Source organism: Nonomuraea polychroma, from assembly GCF_004011505.1.
GTDB classification, from domain to species: Bacteria; Actinomycetota; Actinomycetes; order Streptosporangiales; family Streptosporangiaceae; genus Nonomuraea; species Nonomuraea polychroma.
Window position 1 is genome coordinate 140500 of the sequence record NZ_SAUN01000001.1, and the last position, 20169, is coordinate 160668.

Consider the following 20169-nt stretch of genomic DNA (forward strand, 5'->3'; position numbering starts at 1 on the left):
AACCCCTCAGCGGAGTGCGCCTTCCACCGTCACGGTCTCGCCCTGCTGACGTGACCTCTCGGCCGCCCAGGCGATGAGGTGGCTGTGCAGGCTCTCGGCCGGGGAGGAGAGGATCGGCCCGCGGTCTCTCGTGGCGACCGCGGTCAGGAACGCCTCGACCAGCGCCTCGTCACCACCTCCGTGACCGCCCCGAGCCGTCGCTCGCTCATGGTCGCGGCCGCTTCGGGGCTCGTTGGCTCGTCCCTCGCTCTCTCCCCCCGAGCTCCTCCGCTCCGGTCCACTGGGACGGGTCTCCACGGTTTCCGACCGGCCGGTGACGAAGTCGAAGACGGTCAGGCGGTCGCCGTCGCCCTCGATCGAGCCGCGGGTGCCGAAGATCCGGGTCTGCCGGTGCAGCGCCGGTGTGAAACCGGTCATGGTGAACGACGCGGTGCTGCCGCCCTCGAACTCCATGTTCACGACCTGGTGATCGACCACGTCGTTGTCGCAGGCGTACACGCACCTGCCGTACGGGCCGGTCCTGAGCGCCTCCAGCACGCCGGCTTCGGAGACGTCGTCCGTGAGCACCGACAGAGGCCACTCCGCGCGCCCGGCCAGCGGCAGGTAGATGCGCTTGGCCGAGTACGGGCATTCCGGCTCCACCGTGCAGTCCAGGCAGCGCTCGGCCGCGTCGGCCGGGCGGTGCTCGGGGCGGAAGTGGTGGAGCCCGCCGAACGAGGAGACGCGGGTGACCCGCCTGCCGGTCAGGTGGACCAGCCAGTCGAGGTCGTGGCAGGACTTGGCGAGCAACATGAACGTGGACTCGTCCGTACGCCGCCAGTTGCCCCGCACGTACGAGTGCGCCTGGTGCCACCAGCCCACCGGCTCCAGATGCTGGATGCTGACGATCTCGCCGATCCGGCCGGAGTCGACCAGCGCCTTCAACGCCCGCGTGTACGGCGTGTACCGCAGGACATGGCAGACCGCGAAGATCGCATTGGATCGTTCGGCGGCCGCCACGACGGCCCGGCAGTCGTCCTCGGAGACCGCCATCGGCTTCTCCAGCAGGATGTCGTAGCCGAGCCCGGCGAAGCGCACCGCGGGCTCGACATGGTCGCGATCCTGGGTGGCGACGATCACGGCGTCCGCCTGGCGGGGCAGCGCGGCCAGCTCACGCCAGTCCGCGTACTCCTCGGCGCCGGGGAAACGACCGCGCCGCCCGGCCAGCGGATCGGCCACGGCGACCACGCGGGCCCGGCCGGTCGCGACGGCGTGGCGGGCATAGGCGGTCCCCCGCGAACCCGCGCCGATGACGGCGAGCGTGACCATGACGCCTCCACTTATGTAACCAATTCACGTATGTCGGCCGATGCTAGGATCCTGGCTGGTAGCGGTCAAGAGCGCAATTATGGGAGAGGGTCTCATAAGTGACCGAGCTCGGGCCGGGTGACGCGTCGCTGCTGCGGAAGGTGAACACCCAGGTCACGCTCAAGGCCCTGCGGCGCGCGGGCGTGGCCACGCTGACGCAGCTCAGCCGCATCACCGGGCTGTCCAGGCAGACGGTGGAAGCGGTGCTCGACGAGCTGGCCGCGCGCGGCTACGTCAGGGAGGTTCCGCCGGACGAGGGCGTGATGGGGCGGCCCGCGCGGCGGTTCGCCTTCCGAGCCGACGCCGGCCACGTCGTGGGCGTGGAGGTCGGCGGGGACGGCATCGTGGTGGCGCTGGCCGATCTCAACGGCGAGGTGATCGCCTGGCGGCGGGCCGCCGTCTCCGTCGACGCCGCCGCCCCCGAACGGCTGGAGGCGGCCAGGCGTACGTCGCTGGCCTGCGTGGACGACGCGGGCGTGGCACGCAGGCAGGTGTGGGCGGTGGCGGCCGGCACCCCCGGCATCGTTGACCGCACCGGGCGGGTGTCACTGTCGCTCACGTTGCCGGGCTGGACCGGGGTGGACCTGGCGGGGCTGGCCGGGCGCTGGTTCGGCGGCGCCGCGCTGGCCGCCAACGACGCCAACCTCGCCGCGCTCGCCGAGCACTGGCGCGGCAGCGCGCAGCACGCCTCCGACGTCGTGTACGTCCTGACGGGCCACCGCACGGGCGCCGGCATCCTGATCGACGGCCGCCTGCATACGGGACGCGGCGGGGCCGCCGGCGAGATCGGCACGCTGCGCCAGGTCGGCTGGGAGGACGCCGCCCGCGAGCTGGTGAAGGAGGCCCCGGCGTCAGTGGTGTTCGAGGCGGCGCTCGGCGGCGATCGCGAAGCCGCGCGCCGGGTGGACCACTACGCGGAGAAGCTCGCCATCGGCGCCTCCGCGCTCGCCCTGGCCGTCGACCCCGAGCTGCTGGTGCTCGGCGGCGGACACGCGCGGGCCGGCGAGGTATTGCTCGAACCGCTCCGGCGGCACCTGGCCGAGTTGTGCGTGAGCGTGCCCGAGGTGGTCGTGTCCACCTTCGGGGACGAGGGGGTGGCGCTGGGCGCGGTACGCCTCGCGCTCGATCATGTGGAGCGGGAGGTCCTCGGGATCTAGAAGGCGCGGCAGGACTCGAGGAGCACGGCACGCACCTGGTCCTCCGGCAGGTCCATGGTCCTGACCACGCCCCACAGCAGCGCGCCGAGCAACGCCCAGCTCTTGACCCTGGCCTCCGGGGCGGGATCGTCACCCACGAGCCTGGCGTGGATCTCGTCCCTGAACGTCTTGACCGTCTCCCGTTTCGAGCCCGGCGAGACCGCGTCGTCCGCGGACAGGTCCTCCATGAACAGCCGGATCACGGAGCGGTAGCGCACCGAGAAGGCGACCAGGGCCTCGACCAACTCCGCCCGGTCCGCGTAGTCCGTGCCGAGCAACGCCAGCATCTCGTCCGCGGCCGGCGAGAGCAGTTCGGCGGCCAGGCGGTCCTTCGGATGGAAGTGGTAGGCGACGGCGGTCTTGGTCAGGCCGACGGCGGCGGCGATGTCGGCCAGCGACGTGGCCGCGTAGCCGCGTTCGGCGAACAGCTCTCTCGCCGCGGCCAGGATGCGGCTGCGGGTGTCGTCGGCTGTGGTCATCATCTCATTTTCCCGCGCTGTACGCGTTCCGTAACATACCCGCCTTATCGTATGTCCTGTACGACCGTACAGGACGGCCGCTGAGTTGGGGGCTGAGCAATGGCGCTGTGGCTGGGACGGCTGGGCGGCTGGTGCGCGCGGCACGGCAAGATCGTACTGGCGTTATGGGTGATCGCGGCCGCCGCGCTGATGGGCGCCAACCTCGCGTTCAGCAGCCCCACCAGTAACGACGCGAGCATTCCCGGCACCGACGCGCAGCGCGCGCACGACCTCATGAAGGAGGGCTTCGGTCCCGGCTACGCGCAGGGCGGCACGGTCCAGCTGCTGGTGTACTCCGCGGACGGCCCTCTCACCGAGGAAAAGCGTCAGCAGGCCGTGGAGCGCTCCATCGCCGGCCTGCGGACGATGCCGCACGTCGTGCAGGTGGACACGCCGTTCCGCAGGGGCGGCATCGCCTCCAACCTGCAGATCGGCCTCATCACCATCCGTATGGAGGGCCACGACCCGGACAAGCTCGCCGAGACCACCCGGGCGCTGTCGAAGGCCGCCGACCCGGCCAGGGCCGCCGGGATGGAAGTCGTGCCCGCCGACTCCTCGACCCCCGCCGACAAGGAGATCAAGACCGGTCCCAGCGAGATCATCGGCGTGGTCTGCGCGCTGCTGGTGCTGGTGTTCGCGTTCGGGACACTGGTGGCGGCGATGATCCCGATCTTCGCCGCACTGGTCAGCGTGGCGTCGGGGCTCGGCGTGATCGGGCTGCTCGGCTGGGTCGTGGACATGCCCAAGCAGGCCGGGATCATGGCCACGATGATCGGGCTCGGCGTCGGCATCGATTACGCGTTGTTCCTGCTGTCACGCCATCGCCGGTTGCTGGCTCAGGGGGTGCCGGTCGTGGAGTCGGTACGGCGGACCGTGTCGAGCTCGGGCGGCGCCGTCGTCTTCGCCGGCGGCACGGTGATCATCGCGTTGAGCGCGCTCATGCTGGCCGGCTTCCCGCTGCTGGCCACGCTCGGCTGGGTCACCGGCATCTCCGTCGTCGCCGCCGTGCTGACCTCGATCACGCTTGTCCCGGCCATGCTGGGGCTGCTCGGCCACCGCGTCAACGCGCTCAAGGTGCCGTTCCTGGGCCGCGGCGGCTCCTCCGGCACGGGCTGGGCGGGCCTGGGGTCGTGGGTGGCGCGTCGCCCGTGGGGGACGCTGGCGGCCAGCGTGGCCGTGCTGGGCGCGCTGGCCGCACCCGCGCTCGGGCTCAAGCTGGGCTCGCTCGACGAGGGGTACGGCGCTCAGGGCTCGGAGTCGCGGCGCGCGTACGAGCTGATGGCCACCGGCTTCGGCCCCGGCTCCAACGGCCCGCTCATCGTGATCGCCCAGCTGCCGTCCCAGGTCGAGAGCGCGAAGGACCCGATCGTCGAGGAGGTCGCCCGCGAGGTGAAGGCCGTCGACGGGGTGGCGCACGTGGCCGCCCCCAAGGTCAACGCCTCCGGCCGCGCGGTCCTGCTGCAGACCGTCACGGAGTACGCCCCCAGCGACAGCCGGGCCGCCGGCGTCGTCAGGGACATCAGGGCCATCGCGCTGCCCGGCGTCGACGTGCACGTCGGCGGGAAGGTCGCGGGTCTCACCGACGCGGGGGACCGCATGGCCGAGCGCACCCCGCTGGTCATCGGCGTGGTGGTGCTGCTCAGCGCGCTGCTCCTGCTGCTGGCCTTCCGCGCGCCGGTCGTCGCGGTCAAGTCCGCGGTGATGAACCTGGTCTCGCTCGGGGCCGCGTTCGGGGCGCTGGCGCTGGTGTTCTCGTTCGGGCTCGGCAGCGGGCTGGTGGGCATGGACCCGCCGGCGAACGCCTCCTACCTGCAGACGATCTTCTTCTCGGTGCCGGTGGAGAGCTATGTGCCGCTGCTGCTGTTCGCGGTGTTGTTCGGCCTGTCGATGGACTACGAGGTGTTCCTGCTGACGGCGGTGCGGCAGGCGCATGCCAGGCACGGGGACAACGCGCGCGCGGTGGCGGAAGGGCTCGGCTCGACGGGCCGGGTGATCACTTCCGCCGCTCTGATCATGGTGGCCGTGTTCGTGGCGTTCATCGCATACCCGGACGCCATGGTGAAGACGTTCGGGGTGGGGCTGGCGGTGGCCATCGCGGTGGACGCCACGATCATCCGCGGTTTCCTGGTGCCCGCCACGATGGTGATCCTCGGGCGGTGGAACTGGTGGTGTCCGCGCTGGCTGGACCGGCTCCTGCCGAACCTCTCCGTGGAGGGGCACGAGGAGGAGGAGGAGGACGAGCCGGTCGCCGAGCGCCGGGAACCCGTCGGGGCGGGGGTCTAGTGAAGAGGTGTCACACCATGTACTGGTCGTGGCGCAGGTAGAGGTCCGTCCATTCCTCGGGAGTGAGCTGGCGGCCGCTGGTCGAGATCTCGGCCAGCTCCTCGAAGTACGCCTCGCGGGGCGCGCCCGGCGTGAAGAGGATCAGCATCGAGGCCGGCTCGCCCGACTCGTTGCGGAAGCCGTGGATGCCGCCTTCCGGCACGTGCAGGAAGTCGCCCGGCCGGCCGGCCGCCCACGTCTCGCCCGTGTAGAGACGCACGGTGCCGGACAGCACGTAGAACGACTCGGTCATCGTCCGGTGGAAATGCGCGCCGGCGCCCCCGGGCTTCGGCCCCATCTCCCACCGGTAGAGGCCGAACGCGCCGTTCGTGGAGCCGCCGGTGCCCAGGTAGTGCACCCGTGTCCCGGTGCCCATCGTCAGGTCCGGCTCTCCGCCTGCCGGTCGTAGCGTGCTGCTGATCTCGCCGGTTTCGCCCAGGTATTGGGCCTCGGGGTAGGACATGTCGGCAGGATAGCGTCAGAAGGTGATCACCGTGCGAGCGACGGTGCCCTGGCGGACGTGCGCGACGGCCTCGTTGATCTGGTCGAGCGGGAGGCGTTCGGAGATCAGGCCGTCGAGGTCCAACCGGCCTCTCAGGTATTGAGCGGCCAGCATGGGCAGGTCGCGGTGCGGGGCGGCGTCGCCGCCCTGGGTGCCCATGAGGCGACGGGAGGCGAACAGCAGCCCCGGGTCAAGCTCCAGCGGTTGCCCCGCCGGCGGGCTGCCGACCATGACCGTCGTGCCGCCCGGCTGGGTCGCGGCGAACGCCTGGGCCAGCACGCCGGGCACGCCCGTCGCGTCGAAGGCGTAGTCGACGCCGCCCGGCGCGAGCTCGGCCACCTGCTTGGGCAGGTTCCCCGCCGTCAGGGTCGCGGTGGCGCCGAACTGCATGGCCAGCTTGAGCTTGTGCTCGGCCACGTCGGCGGCGATGATCGTGGTCGCGCCGGCGAGCACCGCGCCCTGGATGACGTTGAGCCCGACCCCGCCGCAGCCGACGACGAGGACCGAGGCGCCGGGCGGGACCTCGGCCACGTTCAGGACGGCGCCGACGCCGGTCACGACGCCGCAGGCCAGCAGGCACCCGGCGGCGAACGGCACGCTTTTGCGCAGTTTCACGCACATGGCCTCGCTCACGACCGCGTACTCGGCGAACGAGCCGATGCCGATGAAGCGCCGCGTCTCCTGGCCGTCGAGGGTGATCCTGGGCAGGCCGCCCATGATGGTGGGCAACCGGGCGGGGCCCGAGCACAGGTGGAAGCGGCCCGCGCCGCACGGGCGGCACCGGCCACAGGGACCGTTCATCGAGATGATGACGTGGTCGCCGGGCGTGACGGAGGTGACGCCCGCGCCGACGCTCTCCACCACGCCCGCGCTCTCGTGTCCGAGGATGAAGGGCAGCCTGCTCACCACCGGGCTCTTGCCGTCGATGGCCTTGAGATCCGAGCCGCACACCCCGGACGCCTTGATCTGCACGCGCACCTCGCCCGGCCCGGGATCGGCGATCTCCACCTCGCGGATCTCCATCGGGGCCTGGAATCCGGTCAGCACGGCCGCGCGCATCAGCATGCGCCACACGGTAACCCCGGTGCCGAATTGTAAGCAAGCGATTGCTAGGTATGCCGTTGACAGCCCCTCTGGGCGAATTTACGCTCAGCGCAAAACCAAGCGAGCGCTAGGCCAAATCGCGAGGGCAATCATGATCGTACGGCGGGGTGCGGCGGCGGCGCTCACGGTGGCGTTGCTCGCCACCGGGTGCGCGGCCCAGCAGAAGGGCACGACCCAGCAAGAGGGCGCGGCCGTGCCAGGGGTGACCGGCACGACGATCAAGGTCGGCGGCGTGCTGACCAAGACCAGTGCCAGCGGGTACTCGACCAAGGACGCCGAGATCGGCGCCAAGGCCAGATTCGAGCGCGCCAATGCCGAAGGCGGCGTGCACGGGCGGAAGATCGAGTTCATCGGGGCCGAGGACGACGGGCAGGACGCGGCCAAGGGCGACGCGGCGGCCAAGAAGCTCGTGCAGAAGGACCAGGTGTTCGCCCTGGTCCCGGTGCACGCCCCCAACTTCGGCGGCGCCGCCTTCCTGGAGCAGCAGGGCGTGCCGTGGTTCGGCTGGGCGACGGGACCGCAGTGGTGCGGCACGAAAACCGGCTTCGGCTACAACGGCTGCCTGGCCCCCAAGCAGGGCGCGGGATCGCAGACGTGGTGGGGCAGGCAGATGGCGGACCTGCTCGGCGGCGCCGAGGGCAAGAGCGTCTACGTGCAGACCAGCGACTCCAGCGGCAGCAAGTACGGCGGCACGACGATCTCCCAGTCGTTCACCGCGGCCGGTTTCAAGCTGGTCGGCGTGAACTCCGGCCTCCCGGCCGCCGCACCGCCACCCGACTGGCTGCCGTACGTCAACAAGATCATGACGTCCAACGGCGGCAAGGCGCCCGACATCGTGGTCTCGGTGATCGCCGGCACCAAGTTCAACGTCGGCCTGTACTCGGCGCTCAAGCGCGCCGGCTACAAGGGCGTGCTCACGGACGCCACCAGCTACGACGCGGCCATACTCAAGGACCCGGCCAGCGCGCAGGCCCTCGAAGGCGTGATCGCCGCCCCGATGTTCGAGCCCTTCGAGTCGACCGCCCCCGAGATCGCGCAGCTCAAGCAGGACGTCGAGAAGGTCGCCCCCGGCACGGTGCTCACCCAGCACCTGGCGATCGGCTACTGGGCCGCCGACATCTTCCTCGACATGCTCGACAAGACCGGCAAGGACCTGACCAGGGAGAAGTTCCTGGCCACCGGCAACGGCTCGTACACCTACGAGAACGCCGGCTTCGGCAGGATCCAGTACCCCAAGGACCACAGCGAGCCGAACGGCTGCGGCGCCCTGGTCAAGCTGGAGAACGGCGCCTTCCAGGTGGCCAAGAGCATGAAGTGCTTCGACAACGTGCCGCTCAAATGATCCTTGTCAGCTATGTGCTCAGCGGCCTGGTCACCGGCGCGATCTTCGCGATCATGGGATCCGGCCTGACGCTCTCGTACGCCGCGACCGGGGTGTTCAACTTCGCCCACGGCGCGCTCGGGTTCCTGTCCGCCCTGCTGTTCTACGAGCTCACCACGGCCGCCGGGTGGCCCGCGTGGGCGGCGGCGCTGGTCTCGGTGGTGCTGTTCGCGCCCGCGCTCGGATACGTGCTGCACAAGGCCATGTTCCGCGGCCTCGCCCAGGCGGGGGAGACCGCGCAGATCGTCGCCACGATCGGGCTGACGATCGCGCTGCCCGCGCTCGGCCTGCTGGTCGTGGACCTGGCCGGGCTGCCGGCCGCGGACGCGACCTCGCTGCCGCGCGGCGTCGGGCCGCACCCGGCATTGTCGTTCGACGTGCTCGGCGTGCACCTGGACACCGATCAGCTCATCACGTTCGCCGTCTCGGCGGTGGCGGCGGCCGGGTTGTGGGCCTTCATGCGCCACACCCCGTACGGCCTGCGCATGCGAGCCTCGGTCGACCGCCGCCGCCTGGCCACGCTGCGGGGCATCGACGCCGACGCCACCTCGGCGCTGGCCTGGATGCTGAGCTCCTGCCTGGCGGGGCTGGCCGGGGTGCTGGCGGTGTCGGTGCTGGGGCTGGACGCGACGGCGTACACGGTGTTGTTGTTCGCCTCGGCCACGGCGGCGGTGTTCGGGCGGCTGCGGTCGATTCCCTGGACGTTCGCCGCCGGGCTGGCGCTCGGCGTGGTGCAGAACCTGGTCGCCGGGTACACCGACTTCCTGGAGGAGGTCACCGGGCTGCGTACCGCCGTGCCGGTGATCCTGCTGTTCGCCGGGCTCGTGCTGCTGAACCGGTCACGCGAGCGGGTCGCGGGCAGCGCGGCCGAGGACACCCCGCCGCCCGACCACCTGGCCGGGCTGCCGCCGTGGCGGCGGCGCCTGCCCTGGGCCGTGGGCGTGGTCCTGCTGGTGGGCTTCACCTTCCTGGCGCCTGCGTACTACGTGGGCATCGCCGCGCAGGGGCTCGTGCTCGCGCTGATCTTCTGCTCGTTCGTGGTGGTGACCGGGATCGGCGGCATGGTCAACCTGGCACAGGCGGCCTTCGCCTCGATGGCGGCGCTGACCTGCGGCTGGGCGTTCTCCTCCGGGCTGCCGTTCTTCGCCGCGATCCTGCTGGGCGTGCTGGCGGCGGCCGCGGTCGGCATGCTCGTGGCGCTGCCCGCGCTGCGCCTCGGCGGACGGGTCCTGACCCTCGCCACGCTGGCTCTCGCGTTGCTGGCCGATCAGGTGTTGTTCCAGGTGGACGCGTTCAGCAACGGGACCATCGGGTGGTCGTTGCCCGCGCTCGGGTTCGGCTTCGCCGACACCTCTGATCCCCGGGTGCTGGTGGTGGTGCTGCTCGTGCTGATCGGGTTGGTGGCGTGGCTGGTGCGGAACCTGGAGAGGTCCGCGTCCGGGCGGGCCATCCTGGCCGTGCGGTCGGCCCCGGCAGCGGCCACGACGTCCGGGTTGTCCGCGCCACGTACCAAGATCATGCTGTTCGTGCTGGCGTCGGCGATCGCCGGTCTCGGCGGAGTGCTGTTCGCGGTCGCCAAGGGCTCGATCACCGCCACCGACCTGCCGGCCTTCGCCGGGTTCGTGTGGCTGGCCGTGGTCGTGCTGCAGGGGGTGCGCCGCATCGGCGGCGCGGTGCTCGGCGGGCTCATCGCGGTCGTCATGCCCGAGCTGCTGTCCACCTGGAACCTGTCCGCGCACGTCGGGGCCATCCTGTTCGGGCTCGGCGGCATGATCCTCGCCAAGCACCCCGACGGGGTGCTCACCCAGATGGCCGAGCTGCGCCACCGCCGGCGCACGAAGGCCGCCGCCGCCCGCCCCCGCACGGAAGCAGTGGTCCCCGCGGCGGGCGATGGCGCGGGATCAGTCCCGGTGGCGGGCGGCGGCGTGCGGCCATTGCTCGTGCTGGACGGCGTCGTCGCCGGCTATCAGGACTGCACCGTGCTCCGGGGTGTGGACCTGGCCATCCATCCCGGCGAGGTGGTCGCGCTGCTCGGCGCCAACGGCGCGGGCAAGTCCACCACCTGCGCCGCCGTCGCCGGAGATCTGCCGATCGCCGCCGGCGGGGTCCTGCTGGACGGCGAGGACGTCACCGCCTGGCCCGCCCACCGCAGGGCGCGCGCCGGCATCCTGCTGGCGCCCGAGGGACGGGGCGTGTTCCCCGGCCTCACCGTGGAGGAGAACCTCCGGACCTGGCTGCCCGACCCAGAACCGGTCTACGACCGGCTGCCGCAGCTTGCCGAACGCCGCGGCGTGCTCGCCGGCGCCCTGTCCGGCGGCGAGCAGCAACTGCTCACCCTCGCTCCGGCGCTGGTGCGGCCACCCCGCGTCCTGATCGCGGACGAGCCGTCGCTCGGGCTCGCGCCGCTGGTGGTGCGGCAGGTGTTCGAGGTCTTCGGCGAGCTGCGCGAGCGCGGGGTGGCGCTGCTGCTGGTCGAGGAGAAGGCCACGGAGGCCCTCGCCATCGCCGACCGGGTGGCGTTCATGCAGCTCGGCCGCGTCACCTGGACCGGGCCCCGCTCCGAGGTGGACAGCGAACGGCTGGCCGCCGCTTACCTGGGGATTGGAACTGTTCGTTGATCGCGTTGACGCATTGGAACGGCATGATGACGCTACACATGCGATCTTGGACACCATCGCCAGGGAACCTGCCGCCCTGGATCGGACCGCAAGCAGGACGTGCGTCGCCGCCTGGGGTTGAACGTGGGGGACCAGTGCGCCCAAGACCGTCCGGGGCGTGCCGCTGCGCAGGAGTCGCTCCTGGGCCGTGCCTAGGGACGGTGAGGTGACCATGCTGGCCGTCGAGAGCGTGTCAGTGGCGTTCGGCGGGGTCAGGGCGCTCGATCAGGTGTCGTTCGAGGTCGCCGCCGGGCAGGTCTGCGGGATCATCGGGCCGAACGGCGCGGGCAAGACCACGCTGTTCGACGTGGTGTCCGGGCTGCGCAGGCCGAGCGCGGGGCGGGTGAGCGTGGCGGGCCGGGACCTGACCGGGGTGTCGCCGGTCAAGCGGGCCAGGGCCGGGCTGCGCCGCACGTTCCAGCGGACCCAGGTGTTCGGCCGGCTCACCGTCGCCGACAACGTGCTGGCCGCGCTCGACTGGCACGGCGGCGGTGGCGGCCTCGCCGCCGACCTGGTGGGCTGGCCGGCGCGGCGGCGGCACGAGCAGGAGCGGCGCGAGCGCGTGACCGAGGTGCTGCGGTTGTGCGGGCTCGACGGGTTACGCGACGCGTACGCCGCGGCGCTCCCTGTCGGGCAGCGCCGGCTGGTCGAGCTGGCCCGGGCGCTCGCCGACCGGCCCGCGCTGCTTCTGCTCGACGAGCCCACCTCCGGCCTGGACGCCGGTCAGACCACCCGCCTGGGCGAGGTCGTCAGGTCATTGAACACGACCGTGCTGCTGGTCGAGCACGACATGGGCTTCGTCATGGACACCTGCGACCGGATCGTCGTGCTGGACCTCGGCAAGGTGATCGCCACCGGCACGCCGGCCGAGATCAGGGAGAACCCGGTCGTCCGGGCCGCCTACTTGGGCTGAGCCCCGTTGGATTGAGCATGGCGCTCGGTGAACGAAAGGATCTGACGCCAGGCATCCTGGCAGGCCTCCGCCCACTCGCCGTACGAGCGGTCGAAGAACGAATGCGGCGCACCCTCGTAGATGTGGGTTTCGTGCTCGGTGCCGACCCGGTCGAGCGCGGCTGTGAACCGGTCGAAGTCCTCCGGCGTCGAGGCCGTGTCCGCCCCGCCTCTGAGCAGCAGGATCGGCGCGCCCGGACCGGTCGTGGGCTCCTCGATCGCCCGGAGTGCGCCGTAGAAGCCGATGCCGCCGGCCAGGCCGTTGCCCTCGTACGCCTGCCGCCACGAGTGGGCGCCGCCCATGCAGAAGCCCACCGTGAAGACGGGGCTCTCCAACTGCTCGGTGGCCGCCCGCACGTCCGCCCTGACGTGGTCACTGGTCAGCTGCTTGACGTGGGTCATGTAGTCGAAGTCGTCGCCGCGCTCGCCGAGACCCGCCGTGCGGCCGAAGTAGTCGATCGCGATCGTACGGAACCCCGCCTCGGCGAACCGCACGACCAGGTCCTTGTAGAACGGGTGCAACCCGCGCACGTCAGGCATGATCACCACGGAACGCCCGTTCGGCTCGGCCGGTTCGGCCCGGTAGGCGAGGAAACGGTTGCCGTCGGCGGCGGTCAGCTCTATTTGCTCATGTGAGGCCACCTCGCCCTGGATCGGAGGTGCGGGTGGCCTGCTGTCAGTGGAATGGCACATGCTGGGCACTATGCCCGAAGACGATTCCGGATATCCAGCTACTCGGAGGGGCAGGCTCGCCGTGGCCGCGACCGTCAGACTGGAGCCACGAATCGGGAACTCGGGGCATTTCTCCAGGTCCGCAGGAGCGAGGTCACGCCCGAGGACGAGGGTCTGGCGAGCGGGCCGCGCAGGCGCTTACGCCGGCTGCTCCCGGAGCTCGTCGCCCTGGTCGGCGAGCTGTCGGTACGCGGCGAGCGGTTCCGGTCGCTGCGGGCGGGGCGGGTGGTCGGGGAACGCACCCACGGTGGCAAGCACTTCACGCATCCTGGCCGCCGACCTCGGGTATCGGCGACTACTGGCTCAGCCCTTGGCCGCGCCGTAGATCTCCCGGTGCCAGAGGTCCTCGCAGACCCGCTCGATGCCCGAGGCGAGGTGGCGGCGGTAGGTGGTGAAAGGCAGGCCGAGCCGCTCGGCAGCGACCTCCTGCGTCGGGGCGCCGCGCAGGAATGTCATGGACAGGGCCCGGTGCAGCTTGTCCGCGCGCGGGTCCCGCCGCACATCGTCGACGGCCTGCTCCAGGATCCGGCGCAGGGCACGGGCGGGGTCGGGCTCGGAGTCGTCGGTGACGATCCGGCAGCGCGTGAGCGGACTGGCGGCCAGCTCGCCGGACCGGGACAGGTGGCGCAGCGCCTTCCGTACGGCGTCGCCGAACTCGGCCTGCGACAGCACCGCCAGCGCGGGGCCGGGAAGGGCCTGGACGTCCTGCGGGTCGCCGAGCAGTAGCCGGTTGAGCCGGTCGAGCCACGCCTGCGCGGGCGCCGCCCGCCAGTCGTGGGCGTACAGCGCGTATTCGGTGTCGCCGAGCCAGGCGTGCTCGCCGACGTCGTGCATGTCGTAGTGCCGCAGGTAGTCCCGCATGGGGTCGTCGCTCCGCATGGCCATGAACGACCAGGCCATGCGGTCCGCGCGCAGGCAGTAGCCGATGGACCGCCACTGGATGAGGTCCTGGACCGGCGACATGCCACGATATTCGGGGCGCACCCATGTCCGGCCGACGGCCAGGTGCTCGCCGGGCCGCAACGGAGCGAGCGCGCGGGCATTCGCCCAGGCCGTGGCCACGATCGGGTCGAGCGCTGCCTCCTCCTCGGACGGCTCGTACAGCCGTAGCCAGGAGCAGAAGCCCACCAATTCGCCGGTCTCGGCCCGGCGGTAGAGGCGGAACGCCTCAGGTTGGCGAGCGGTCCAGTAGGCGACGGCGGTTGCCGACGCCTCGTTTTCCACCTCGGCCGCCATCCGCACCAGCGCCTCGGTCTCCGTGGGGCGGAAGGCGTCCTCGTACGCCTCGCCGTCTCCGCGCCAGCTGTTGAACTCCGAGGTCGAGCCGACGGCGCGGTGCAGGTAGAACAGCGAGCCGACGGCCCCGAGTACGAAGGCGTCGGGCGCGGCGCGCGTCTGGGCGGCGAGATAGTTGCTGATGCGCTCGTGCATCGCGGCGTATCCCTGGGGATCGCGCCACCGCAGGTCGGCCTCGAGCACCTCGCGGACGACGTCGTGCGGGAACAGCCCACGCGGGCTGGACTCCACGAACGGCAGCCGCCGCAGCCAGGTGAACAGGGACGAGGCGTCCTCCGGCAGGATCTCGCGCAGCAGGTCCTCGGTGGTCATGTAGGCGTGCGCGCAGACCTCCAGCGCGTGCCGGTGCGTGGGGCTGGGCACCTCGCCGACGAGCTGGTCGAGCAGGGTGGCGACGACGTCCTGCGAGGGCCTCCAGCGCGCGCTCGCCCGACTGTCCTTGGTCGCCACAGCCGCCCCTAGGGACAGGGCCAGGGGGTGGCCGCCGGCGAAGGCCAGCAGCGGCCCGCGTAGCTCGTCCGCCACGCCACGCGCCTCCAGCAGTGCGGCGGCGTCCGCCGGGGCGAGGTCGCGCAGCAGCAACACGTGCAGCGCCTCGGACCAGCCGGGGTCGGCGGTCCACATCACGTCCGGGGGGACGCGCCCGGCCACCACGACCAGCGCGCCGAGCGGCAGGCGTGGCAGGAACCGCTCGCGCAGCCAGCCCTCCAGACCCTGGATGCGCTCGAAGGTGTCGATGACGAGCACCGCGCGCTCGCCGGCGAGCACCGGCGCCGCCTGGGCCTCGAAGGCCACCGGGGTCGGGTCCAGCGTGCGCCCGTCCAGCGTCGTCACCTGGCGTCCGAGGGCCGCCGCCTGTTGAGCAAAGCGGCGCAGCAACGCGGTCTTGCCGACGCCGCCGGGGCCGTGCACGTAAAGGACGCTGCGGGAGCCGCGCAGGGCGTCGGTGAGGACTCCGAGTTCTTCCTCCCGGCCCACGAACGACCGCTGCCGCACCGCTTCCAAGTGCTGCTCCAACACCCCGAGCTCCTGCTCACTCCCGGAACACATGGGAGTAACAGTAGTCACCCACGTATGAGGGACAGGCGTCCTCGAGTGTGTATTCATACGCATTTGGCGCGGCGGAGCCGGCCCTCGGAAGGTCTCACGGGGCGCGCTCCGGCCATCCCGAACAGCACCAAGGGACCGGGTGACGTGCGCCCGACCGAGCAGGTCGGTGCGGCGAGTTGCGCTGGCTCGGTCAGCGCGGGGTGCCGCCCAGGCCGTGCGTGGTGGACGGCACGACCATCGCGTGCGGGACTCCGGCGAAGTCGGCCGTGTGCCGGTTGAGCACCGAATGGGCAGAGAAATGACCTGGGTCCTGGACATTTCGGTGAGGAACCATCTTGGCCTGCGGTTTCGATCTGTGGACCCGAGCCGCATTCCATATGCCAAATAGATCGGCACGACCGAGGGGATGTTCCATGGGCGGTATCGACGGTATGGATCTGGGCACGTTCGGCATCTACACCTTCGACTTCGAGCATCAGCCGGCCGCGCAGATGCGCGAGTCAATCCAGGAACTGGAGAAACAGGGTTGGCGGGCCTTCTGGATGCCCGAACTCCTCGGACGTGAGGCGCTCACCCACGCCGGCTTTCTGCTCTCCTGCACCGAACGCCTGCACATCGTGAACGCCATCGCGCAGATCTGGTCCCGCGAGGCCAGGTGGACGCACGGCGCCGCCCTCCTGCTGGCCGACGCCTACCCCGACCGGCACATGCTCGGGCTGGGGTTCGGCGGGCAACGACGGCCGGGGACCAAGCCGCTGGCGGCCATGAGCGCGTACCTGGACGAGATGGACGCCCTCGAGATGCTCAACCCCGCGCCGAAGGCCCCGGTGCGCCGTATCCTGGCCGCGTACGGGCCGAAGATGCTCGAACTGGCCCGCGACCGCACCGCCAGCGCGCACACGTACCACGTCACCGTGGCGCACACCGCGCAGGCGCGGCAGATCCTCGGCCCGGACGCGTTCCTGGCCGTTGAGCACGCGGTGCTGTTCGAAACCGACCCTGCCGCGGCCCGCGCCATCGCCCGCCAGCACCTGGCCCCCTACCTGAACAGCCCGTACAACAGGACGAAGTTCCGCCGCCTGGGCTACGCGCAAGAGGAGATCGACGGCGGCGGCAGCGACCGGCTCATCGACGATGTCGTGTTCTGGGGGGACCTCGACACCATCGTCGGCAGACTCCACGACCACGTCACGGCCGGCGCCGACCACGTCGCCGTACAGGTGATCGGGATCGAACCGGGCCAGACGGCGATGCCCTACTGGCGAGAGCTCGCCGACGCGCTCTCCCCCGCGCACGTCAATGCCTGAGGGGGCCGGGGAACTGCCGTTGGCTTGGTGGCGTCCAGCGCATGTGACACAACGCCGCCTTCCGCGACCACTGCCCACTTCACATCCCAGGAACGCAGCGTGTCATAAACGGACCGAGGGCCGCGTGCGCCGTCTCCTCGTACCGGAGGACGAGCTTTTCCGGGTCGCTCTGCGTCCGCAACGCGTCGCGCAGCAACTCGGCCTGCACCAATGCCATCGAGATCCCCTGGCAGAACGTCGGGTAGGTGGTCGCCCACGCGTCCCCGACGCCGACCAGTCCGTCACCGACGGCCGCCCTCGCTGATCAGGTGCTGCCGCCGGGTGGCCGGGCCGGCCGTCGTCAGCACTCCGGCGATGGGCTCGCCGGGCACGCACCGGAGCCCTAGCCGGCCGCGTTCGAGGCCGCGGCCGAGCCGGTGCTGCGCGACGAGCGGGCGGTCCTCCTGGTGGACACTTTCGAACGGATCCAGGGCCTGGAGGGCTGGCTGCGGGAGCGCTTCCTGCCGCGGCTGCGGGTCGGCGCGCTGCTGACCTTCGCCGGCGGCCATCCGCTGGCGTTGCTGCTGGGCGCGGCGGTGGCGGTGAAGGACGGACGCCGCCCTTCCGGCGTCAGCCGGCCTGCTTGGGCAGCTGTCGCGAGATCGTGCCGCCCAAGCGGATGACGCCCCGGAGGTTCCGGGGTGGGCGGCCGCCGGATCGGGGCGGCCGTTGGGACATGGCCTACTGCGTGGCTCGCCAGATGGTGTGGGTGTCGAAGACGGTCTCGAACCGCTGCGCGATCCCGTCCAGGAGGTGCCAGACATGGACGAACTTGGCCGCCCCTTCCTTACCGGTCGTGCGATTCACGCCGCGGTACTCGCCCTGGGCGAAGAGCTTGTCGCCCACGGGGGTGAGCTCGAACGTGGTGATCGTGAAGTCGGACCAGTCGACGGCGATCGGCGCCATCGCCTTTTCGAGGACCTCCTGGGGGCCGTGGTAGGTGCCGCCGGTCGCGCCGCCGGCCGCCACCGTCCACGTGACGTCCGGCGCCAGGCGCTCCATGAACCCCTGCATGTCGCCCGTGGCCAGCGCCGAGTAGATCTCGGTGACGGTCCGGCGGTTGATCCGCTCGGTCGGGGTGAGGGTCTTCGTCTCGGTTTCCATCGTGTGCAGCTCCTCAGTCGTCTGGTGTGCTGCCGACAGCCCACTACGAAGGACTGCTCATTTCCCAGACTGTCCGGCCGCCGATTTCCGCCCACCCCGCGGTGCCAGAGCGGCGCGTTCAGCCTTGTCGCGTGGCGGCTGTGCGCCCAGTCGCGGTCAGGGGATCAGCAAGGTCTTGCCGAGGGTCCGCCACTGGCGTCGCAGGCGATGTCCATGCCCATTTCGCCGGTCGCCTCCCGCACGTGTTCCCCCCAGCCCGGCTGGGTGTGGCCGACGGCGATGTCGGCGCCGCGACCACGACCGGTCCCTCGCCCGGCACGTGTCCGGCCTCCCCGGCCAGCCGCCCGCCAGCGCCGCGCGGAACAGCCCGACCCGCCGATCCTTGGCATCGCGCGGTCGCTGGCCTGAGCGACCCTCGCCGTCACGCGCATGCCGGCCGCGCCGGCGTCCTTCCTCATCAAGGGGTGTGATCGAATTTGCCGGTATCCGGCTCAGCTCATGTGCAGGGCGAACGCAGAGTGAGCAGTCGAGCAGTCGGGTAACTGAACAGTCTGCTGACGGTGGACTGGGACGACTTCGAGGTCATCCCGTTCGAGCTGACGTTGAGCACGATCAGCCACCGTTCGAGGAGGGCGTCGTCGAGCATTCATGCTGCTTGCGGCGCTGGTCTGGTCAGCGGTGACGGCGGCGACGATCTACCGGCGCATGCCGCTTCCCTCCCCTCACCGCTGGGACGGAAGGTCCTCCGGATGCGTCGCGCTCGCGGGAATCGCGGCGTCAACCAGTGCTTGGGCAACGGCGCGGGCGGTGGTTTCGGCGCTCGGGTCGCGATCCAGCCAGGCGCTGATGTCCGCACCGTCGTACAGCAGGACCAGCTGACGAGTCAATCCCTTGGGATCCTTGGCCCCGGCCTGCTCGGCGAGATCATGGAAGAGCGCGTGCAGCCAGGTGCGGTATTCGGCGGACACCTCCTTGACGGCACCAACGAGTGGCGCGTTCGCGTTGGCGCTGACGAGGGCGCAGCCATGAAAGACCGGGTCGGAGAAGGACAGCCCCTGCACTTCGAAGACTCCGACAAGGCGCTCCCGTGGCGTGCGGTAGCGCCGTTCGAGCTCGCGGTCCATGCGCTCCTGGGTGACGGCGTGACGGGCTCGCAGGTAGGCGCGCACCAGCGCCTCCTTGCCGCCAAAGATGTTGTAGAGAGTGGCCTTGGCGACGCCGGCGTGCTGGATGACGCGGTCGATGCCGACCGCCTGGATTCCCTCGGCGTAGAAGAGCTCGTCGGCGGCGGCCAGGAGCCTGGTGCGGGCGGCGGCGCTGCGCTCCTTGGAGGAGGAAGGCTTGGTAGCCATGTTGACCGAAGAAGGGGATCTTGACATCACCGTTCGTGCCTGCTTTGCCCTGGTGAATGTGGAAGGCGGTCGGAGCGGCGATCCTCCTCCACTGGAACGCGTAGCTGACCTTGTTACCGCGGAGATGGAAGACGGGCACCGCCTTACCGTCCTTGTGTCCTGGAGCCGGCATCTCGTTCCTGCCGAGAAGGGCCGCGGAGAGATAGACGTCCGCTGCCGCGACGGGAGGCCGCCGATCCTCACGAACCGTCGGGCGGGCTTTCCGGCTTGCCGGACGCCGTCCTCACCGCGGCTGCGCCGGTGCCCTACCAGGGGATGTCGCTCGCGGCGGCGGGTTCGATGGCCACCGAGGGGAGGTCTTCCAGCAAGTCGGCGGCCGGAACGAAGAACAGGGTCCCGGTGACCGGGGCGGAGAAGTCGAGGATCCGGTCGTGGTTGCCCGGCGGATCGCCGATGAACATGTTCTCCAGCATCTTCTCGGTGACCGCCGGGGTGCGGGCGTAGCCGATGAAGTAGGTGCCGAACTCGCCCCGGCCGACGTTCCCGAACGGCATGTTGTCCCGCAGGATGCGGAGTTCCGTCCCGTCGGGGTCGGTGAGCGTGGTCAGCGAGACATGCGAGTTGGACGGCCTGACGGCGTCGTCCAGCTCGATGTTGTCCAGCTTCGTGCGGCCGATGATGCGCTCCTGAGTCTGCACGGGCAGGGCGTTCCACGCCTCAAGGTCGTGCAGGTACTTCTGTACGATCACGTAGCTTCCGCCGGCGAAGTCGGGGTCCTCGTCGCCGATCAGGACCGCCGCGGCCGCCGCCGGACCCACCGGGTTCTCGGTGCCGTCGACGAAGCCCAGCAGGTCGCGCACGTCGAAGTACATGAACCCCTGCACCTCGTCCTCGACCGTGACCACTCCCCGCAGCCGGTTCATGATCTGGGACGCGAGCTCGAAACACAGGTCGAGCATTTCGGCGCGGATGTGGAACAGCAGGTCGCCCGGGGTGGCCACCGCACGGTGCGCGGCTCCGGAGACCTCGCGGAAGGGGTGCAGCTCAGCCGGTCGAGGTCCGTCGAAGAGGCGGTCCCAGGCGTCCGACCCGATGCCGGCGACGCAGCTCAGTCTGCCGCCCGGCACCCGGAAACCCACCGACCGCGACAGCCCGGCCAGGTCGCCCAGCAGTTCCCGTACGACCGGTTCGCCGCCATCATCGATCCTCAGCACGAGGAAGACGGCGGCGGTCGTCAACGGGCTCAGTACCGGCTGCGGTACGCCGCTTCGCTCATCCGCCGCCATCAAAGATCCCCCTTGTGTTCGACTT

General features: G+C 70.9%; 17 protein-coding genes and 1 pseudogene. 7 read left to right on the plus strand and 11 right to left on the minus strand.

Annotated features, from left to right (window positions below; translation table 11 throughout):
• Positions 1–6: 6 nt before the first annotated feature.
• Entirely contained in the window at positions 7–1308 is a 1302-nt protein-coding gene (locus EDD27_RS00645; RefSeq protein ID WP_127930572.1) for a Gfo/Idh/MocA family protein, read from the minus strand.
• Positions 1309–1406: 98 nt separating this feature from the next.
• Here EDD27_RS00645 and EDD27_RS00650 point away from each other — a divergent pair, with 98 nt between their 5' ends.
• Positions 1407–2504, plus strand: a complete 1098-nt coding sequence (locus EDD27_RS00650) for an ROK family transcriptional regulator (RefSeq protein ID WP_127930573.1) — start codon at positions 1407–1409, stop codon at positions 2502–2504.
• On the opposite strand, the gene EDD27_RS00655 is transcribed toward EDD27_RS00650, so the two are convergent.
• Positions 2501–3025, minus strand: coding sequence for a TetR/AcrR family transcriptional regulator (locus tag EDD27_RS00655; protein ID WP_241563785.1), 525 nt, complete (start codon positions 3023–3025; stop codon positions 2501–2503). The two genes, EDD27_RS00650 and EDD27_RS00655, sit on opposite strands and share 4 nt — an antisense overlap.
• Before the next feature lie 96 nt (positions 3026–3121).
• On the opposite strand from EDD27_RS00655, the gene EDD27_RS00660 reads away from it, so the two are divergent.
• Positions 3122–5344 (plus strand): MMPL family transporter, encoded by a 2223-nt coding sequence (locus EDD27_RS00660; RefSeq protein WP_127930575.1) that lies wholly within the window; start codon positions 3122–3124, stop codon positions 5342–5344.
• A 10-nt stretch (positions 5345–5354) separates the two neighbouring features.
• On the opposite strand, the gene EDD27_RS00665 is transcribed toward EDD27_RS00660, so the two are convergent.
• On the minus strand, positions 5355–5846 hold the full coding sequence (locus EDD27_RS00665) for a cupin domain-containing protein (RefSeq protein ID WP_127930576.1): 492 nt from the start codon (positions 5844–5846) through the stop codon (positions 5355–5357).
• Positions 5847–5861: 15 nt separating this feature from the next.
• Positions 5862–6950 carry an alcohol dehydrogenase catalytic domain-containing protein gene (locus EDD27_RS00670; RefSeq protein ID WP_127930577.1) on the minus strand — a complete coding sequence of 363 codons (1089 nt, stop codon included), beginning with the start codon at positions 6948–6950 and terminating at the stop codon, positions 5862–5864.
• Positions 6951–7080: 130 nt separating this feature from the next.
• Between EDD27_RS00670 and EDD27_RS00675 the strand changes: the two genes are divergently transcribed.
• The 3 genes from EDD27_RS00675 to EDD27_RS00685 all read left to right on the plus strand — a co-directional run bounded on the left by EDD27_RS00675 (position 7081) and on the right by EDD27_RS00685 (position 11940).
• Positions 7081–8331, plus strand: coding sequence for an ABC transporter substrate-binding protein (locus EDD27_RS00675; RefSeq protein ID WP_164903404.1), 1251 nt, complete (start codon positions 7081–7083; stop codon positions 8329–8331).
• Positions 8328–10988, plus strand: coding sequence for an ABC transporter permease subunit (locus EDD27_RS00680; RefSeq protein WP_127930579.1), 2661 nt, complete (start codon positions 8328–8330; stop codon positions 10986–10988). Before EDD27_RS00675 ends, EDD27_RS00680 begins: the two co-directional genes overlap by 4 nt.
• 187 nt (positions 10989–11175) lie before the next feature.
• On the plus strand, positions 11176–11940 hold the full coding sequence (locus EDD27_RS00685; RefSeq protein WP_241563786.1) for an ABC transporter ATP-binding protein: 765 nt from the start codon (positions 11176–11178) through the stop codon (positions 11938–11940).
• Here the strand turns inward: EDD27_RS00685 and EDD27_RS00690 are convergent.
• The 3 genes from EDD27_RS00690 to EDD27_RS00695 all read right to left on the minus strand — a co-directional run bounded on the left by EDD27_RS00690 (position 11928) and on the right by EDD27_RS00695 (position 15056).
• Positions 11928–12671 (minus strand): dienelactone hydrolase family protein, encoded by a 744-nt coding sequence (locus EDD27_RS00690; RefSeq protein WP_127930580.1) that lies wholly within the window; start codon positions 12669–12671, stop codon positions 11928–11930. The two genes, EDD27_RS00685 and EDD27_RS00690, sit on opposite strands and share 13 nt — an antisense overlap.
• A 177-nt stretch (positions 12672–12848) precedes the next feature.
• A complete protein-coding gene (locus EDD27_RS57595) occupies positions 12849–12977 on the minus strand; it encodes a hypothetical protein (protein WP_277750684.1) in 129 nt (42 codons plus the stop codon).
• 36 nt (positions 12978–13013) lie between these two features.
• Positions 13014–15056 (minus strand): ATP-binding protein, encoded by a 2043-nt coding sequence (locus EDD27_RS00695; protein ID WP_164903405.1) that lies wholly within the window; start codon positions 15054–15056, stop codon positions 13014–13016.
• A 413-nt stretch (positions 15057–15469) separates the two neighbouring features.
• Here EDD27_RS00695 and EDD27_RS00700 point away from each other — a divergent pair, with 413 nt between their 5' ends.
• Both EDD27_RS00700 and EDD27_RS00705 read left to right on the plus strand, forming a co-directional pair.
• The gene (locus EDD27_RS00700) at positions 15470–16363 is read left to right on the plus strand and encodes a TIGR03620 family F420-dependent LLM class oxidoreductase (protein WP_206641181.1); all 894 of its coding nucleotides are present in this window, start codon (positions 15470–15472) and stop codon (positions 16361–16363) included.
• A 446-nt stretch (positions 16364–16809) separates the two neighbouring features.
• Positions 16810–17025: a hypothetical protein gene (locus tag EDD27_RS00705; RefSeq protein ID WP_127930582.1), complete on the plus strand. Its 216-nt coding sequence runs from the start codon at positions 16810–16812 to the stop codon at positions 17023–17025.
• A 58-nt stretch (positions 17026–17083) separates the two neighbouring features.
• On the opposite strand, the gene EDD27_RS00710 is transcribed toward EDD27_RS00705, so the two are convergent.
• From EDD27_RS00710 to EDD27_RS00725, 4 genes and pseudogenes are all read right to left on the minus strand, one after another.
• Entirely contained in the window at positions 17084–17506 is a 423-nt protein-coding gene (locus tag EDD27_RS00710; RefSeq protein ID WP_127930583.1) for a nuclear transport factor 2 family protein, read from the minus strand.
• A 722-nt stretch (positions 17507–18228) separates the two neighbouring features.
• Positions 18229–18858: a TetR/AcrR family transcriptional regulator gene (locus EDD27_RS00715; RefSeq protein ID WP_127930584.1), complete on the minus strand. Its 630-nt coding sequence runs from the start codon at positions 18856–18858 to the stop codon at positions 18229–18231.
• A gap of 52 nt (positions 18859–18910) precedes the next feature.
• Positions 18911–19030, minus strand: a pseudogene (locus tag EDD27_RS58510) (hypothetical protein); the annotation flags it as partial.
• 133 nt (positions 19031–19163) lie between these two features.
• The gene (locus EDD27_RS00725) at positions 19164–20144 is read right to left on the minus strand and encodes a Dyp-type peroxidase (RefSeq protein ID WP_127930585.1); all 981 of its coding nucleotides are present in this window, start codon (positions 20142–20144) and stop codon (positions 19164–19166) included.
• Between the last annotated feature and the right edge of the window lie 25 nt (positions 20145–20169).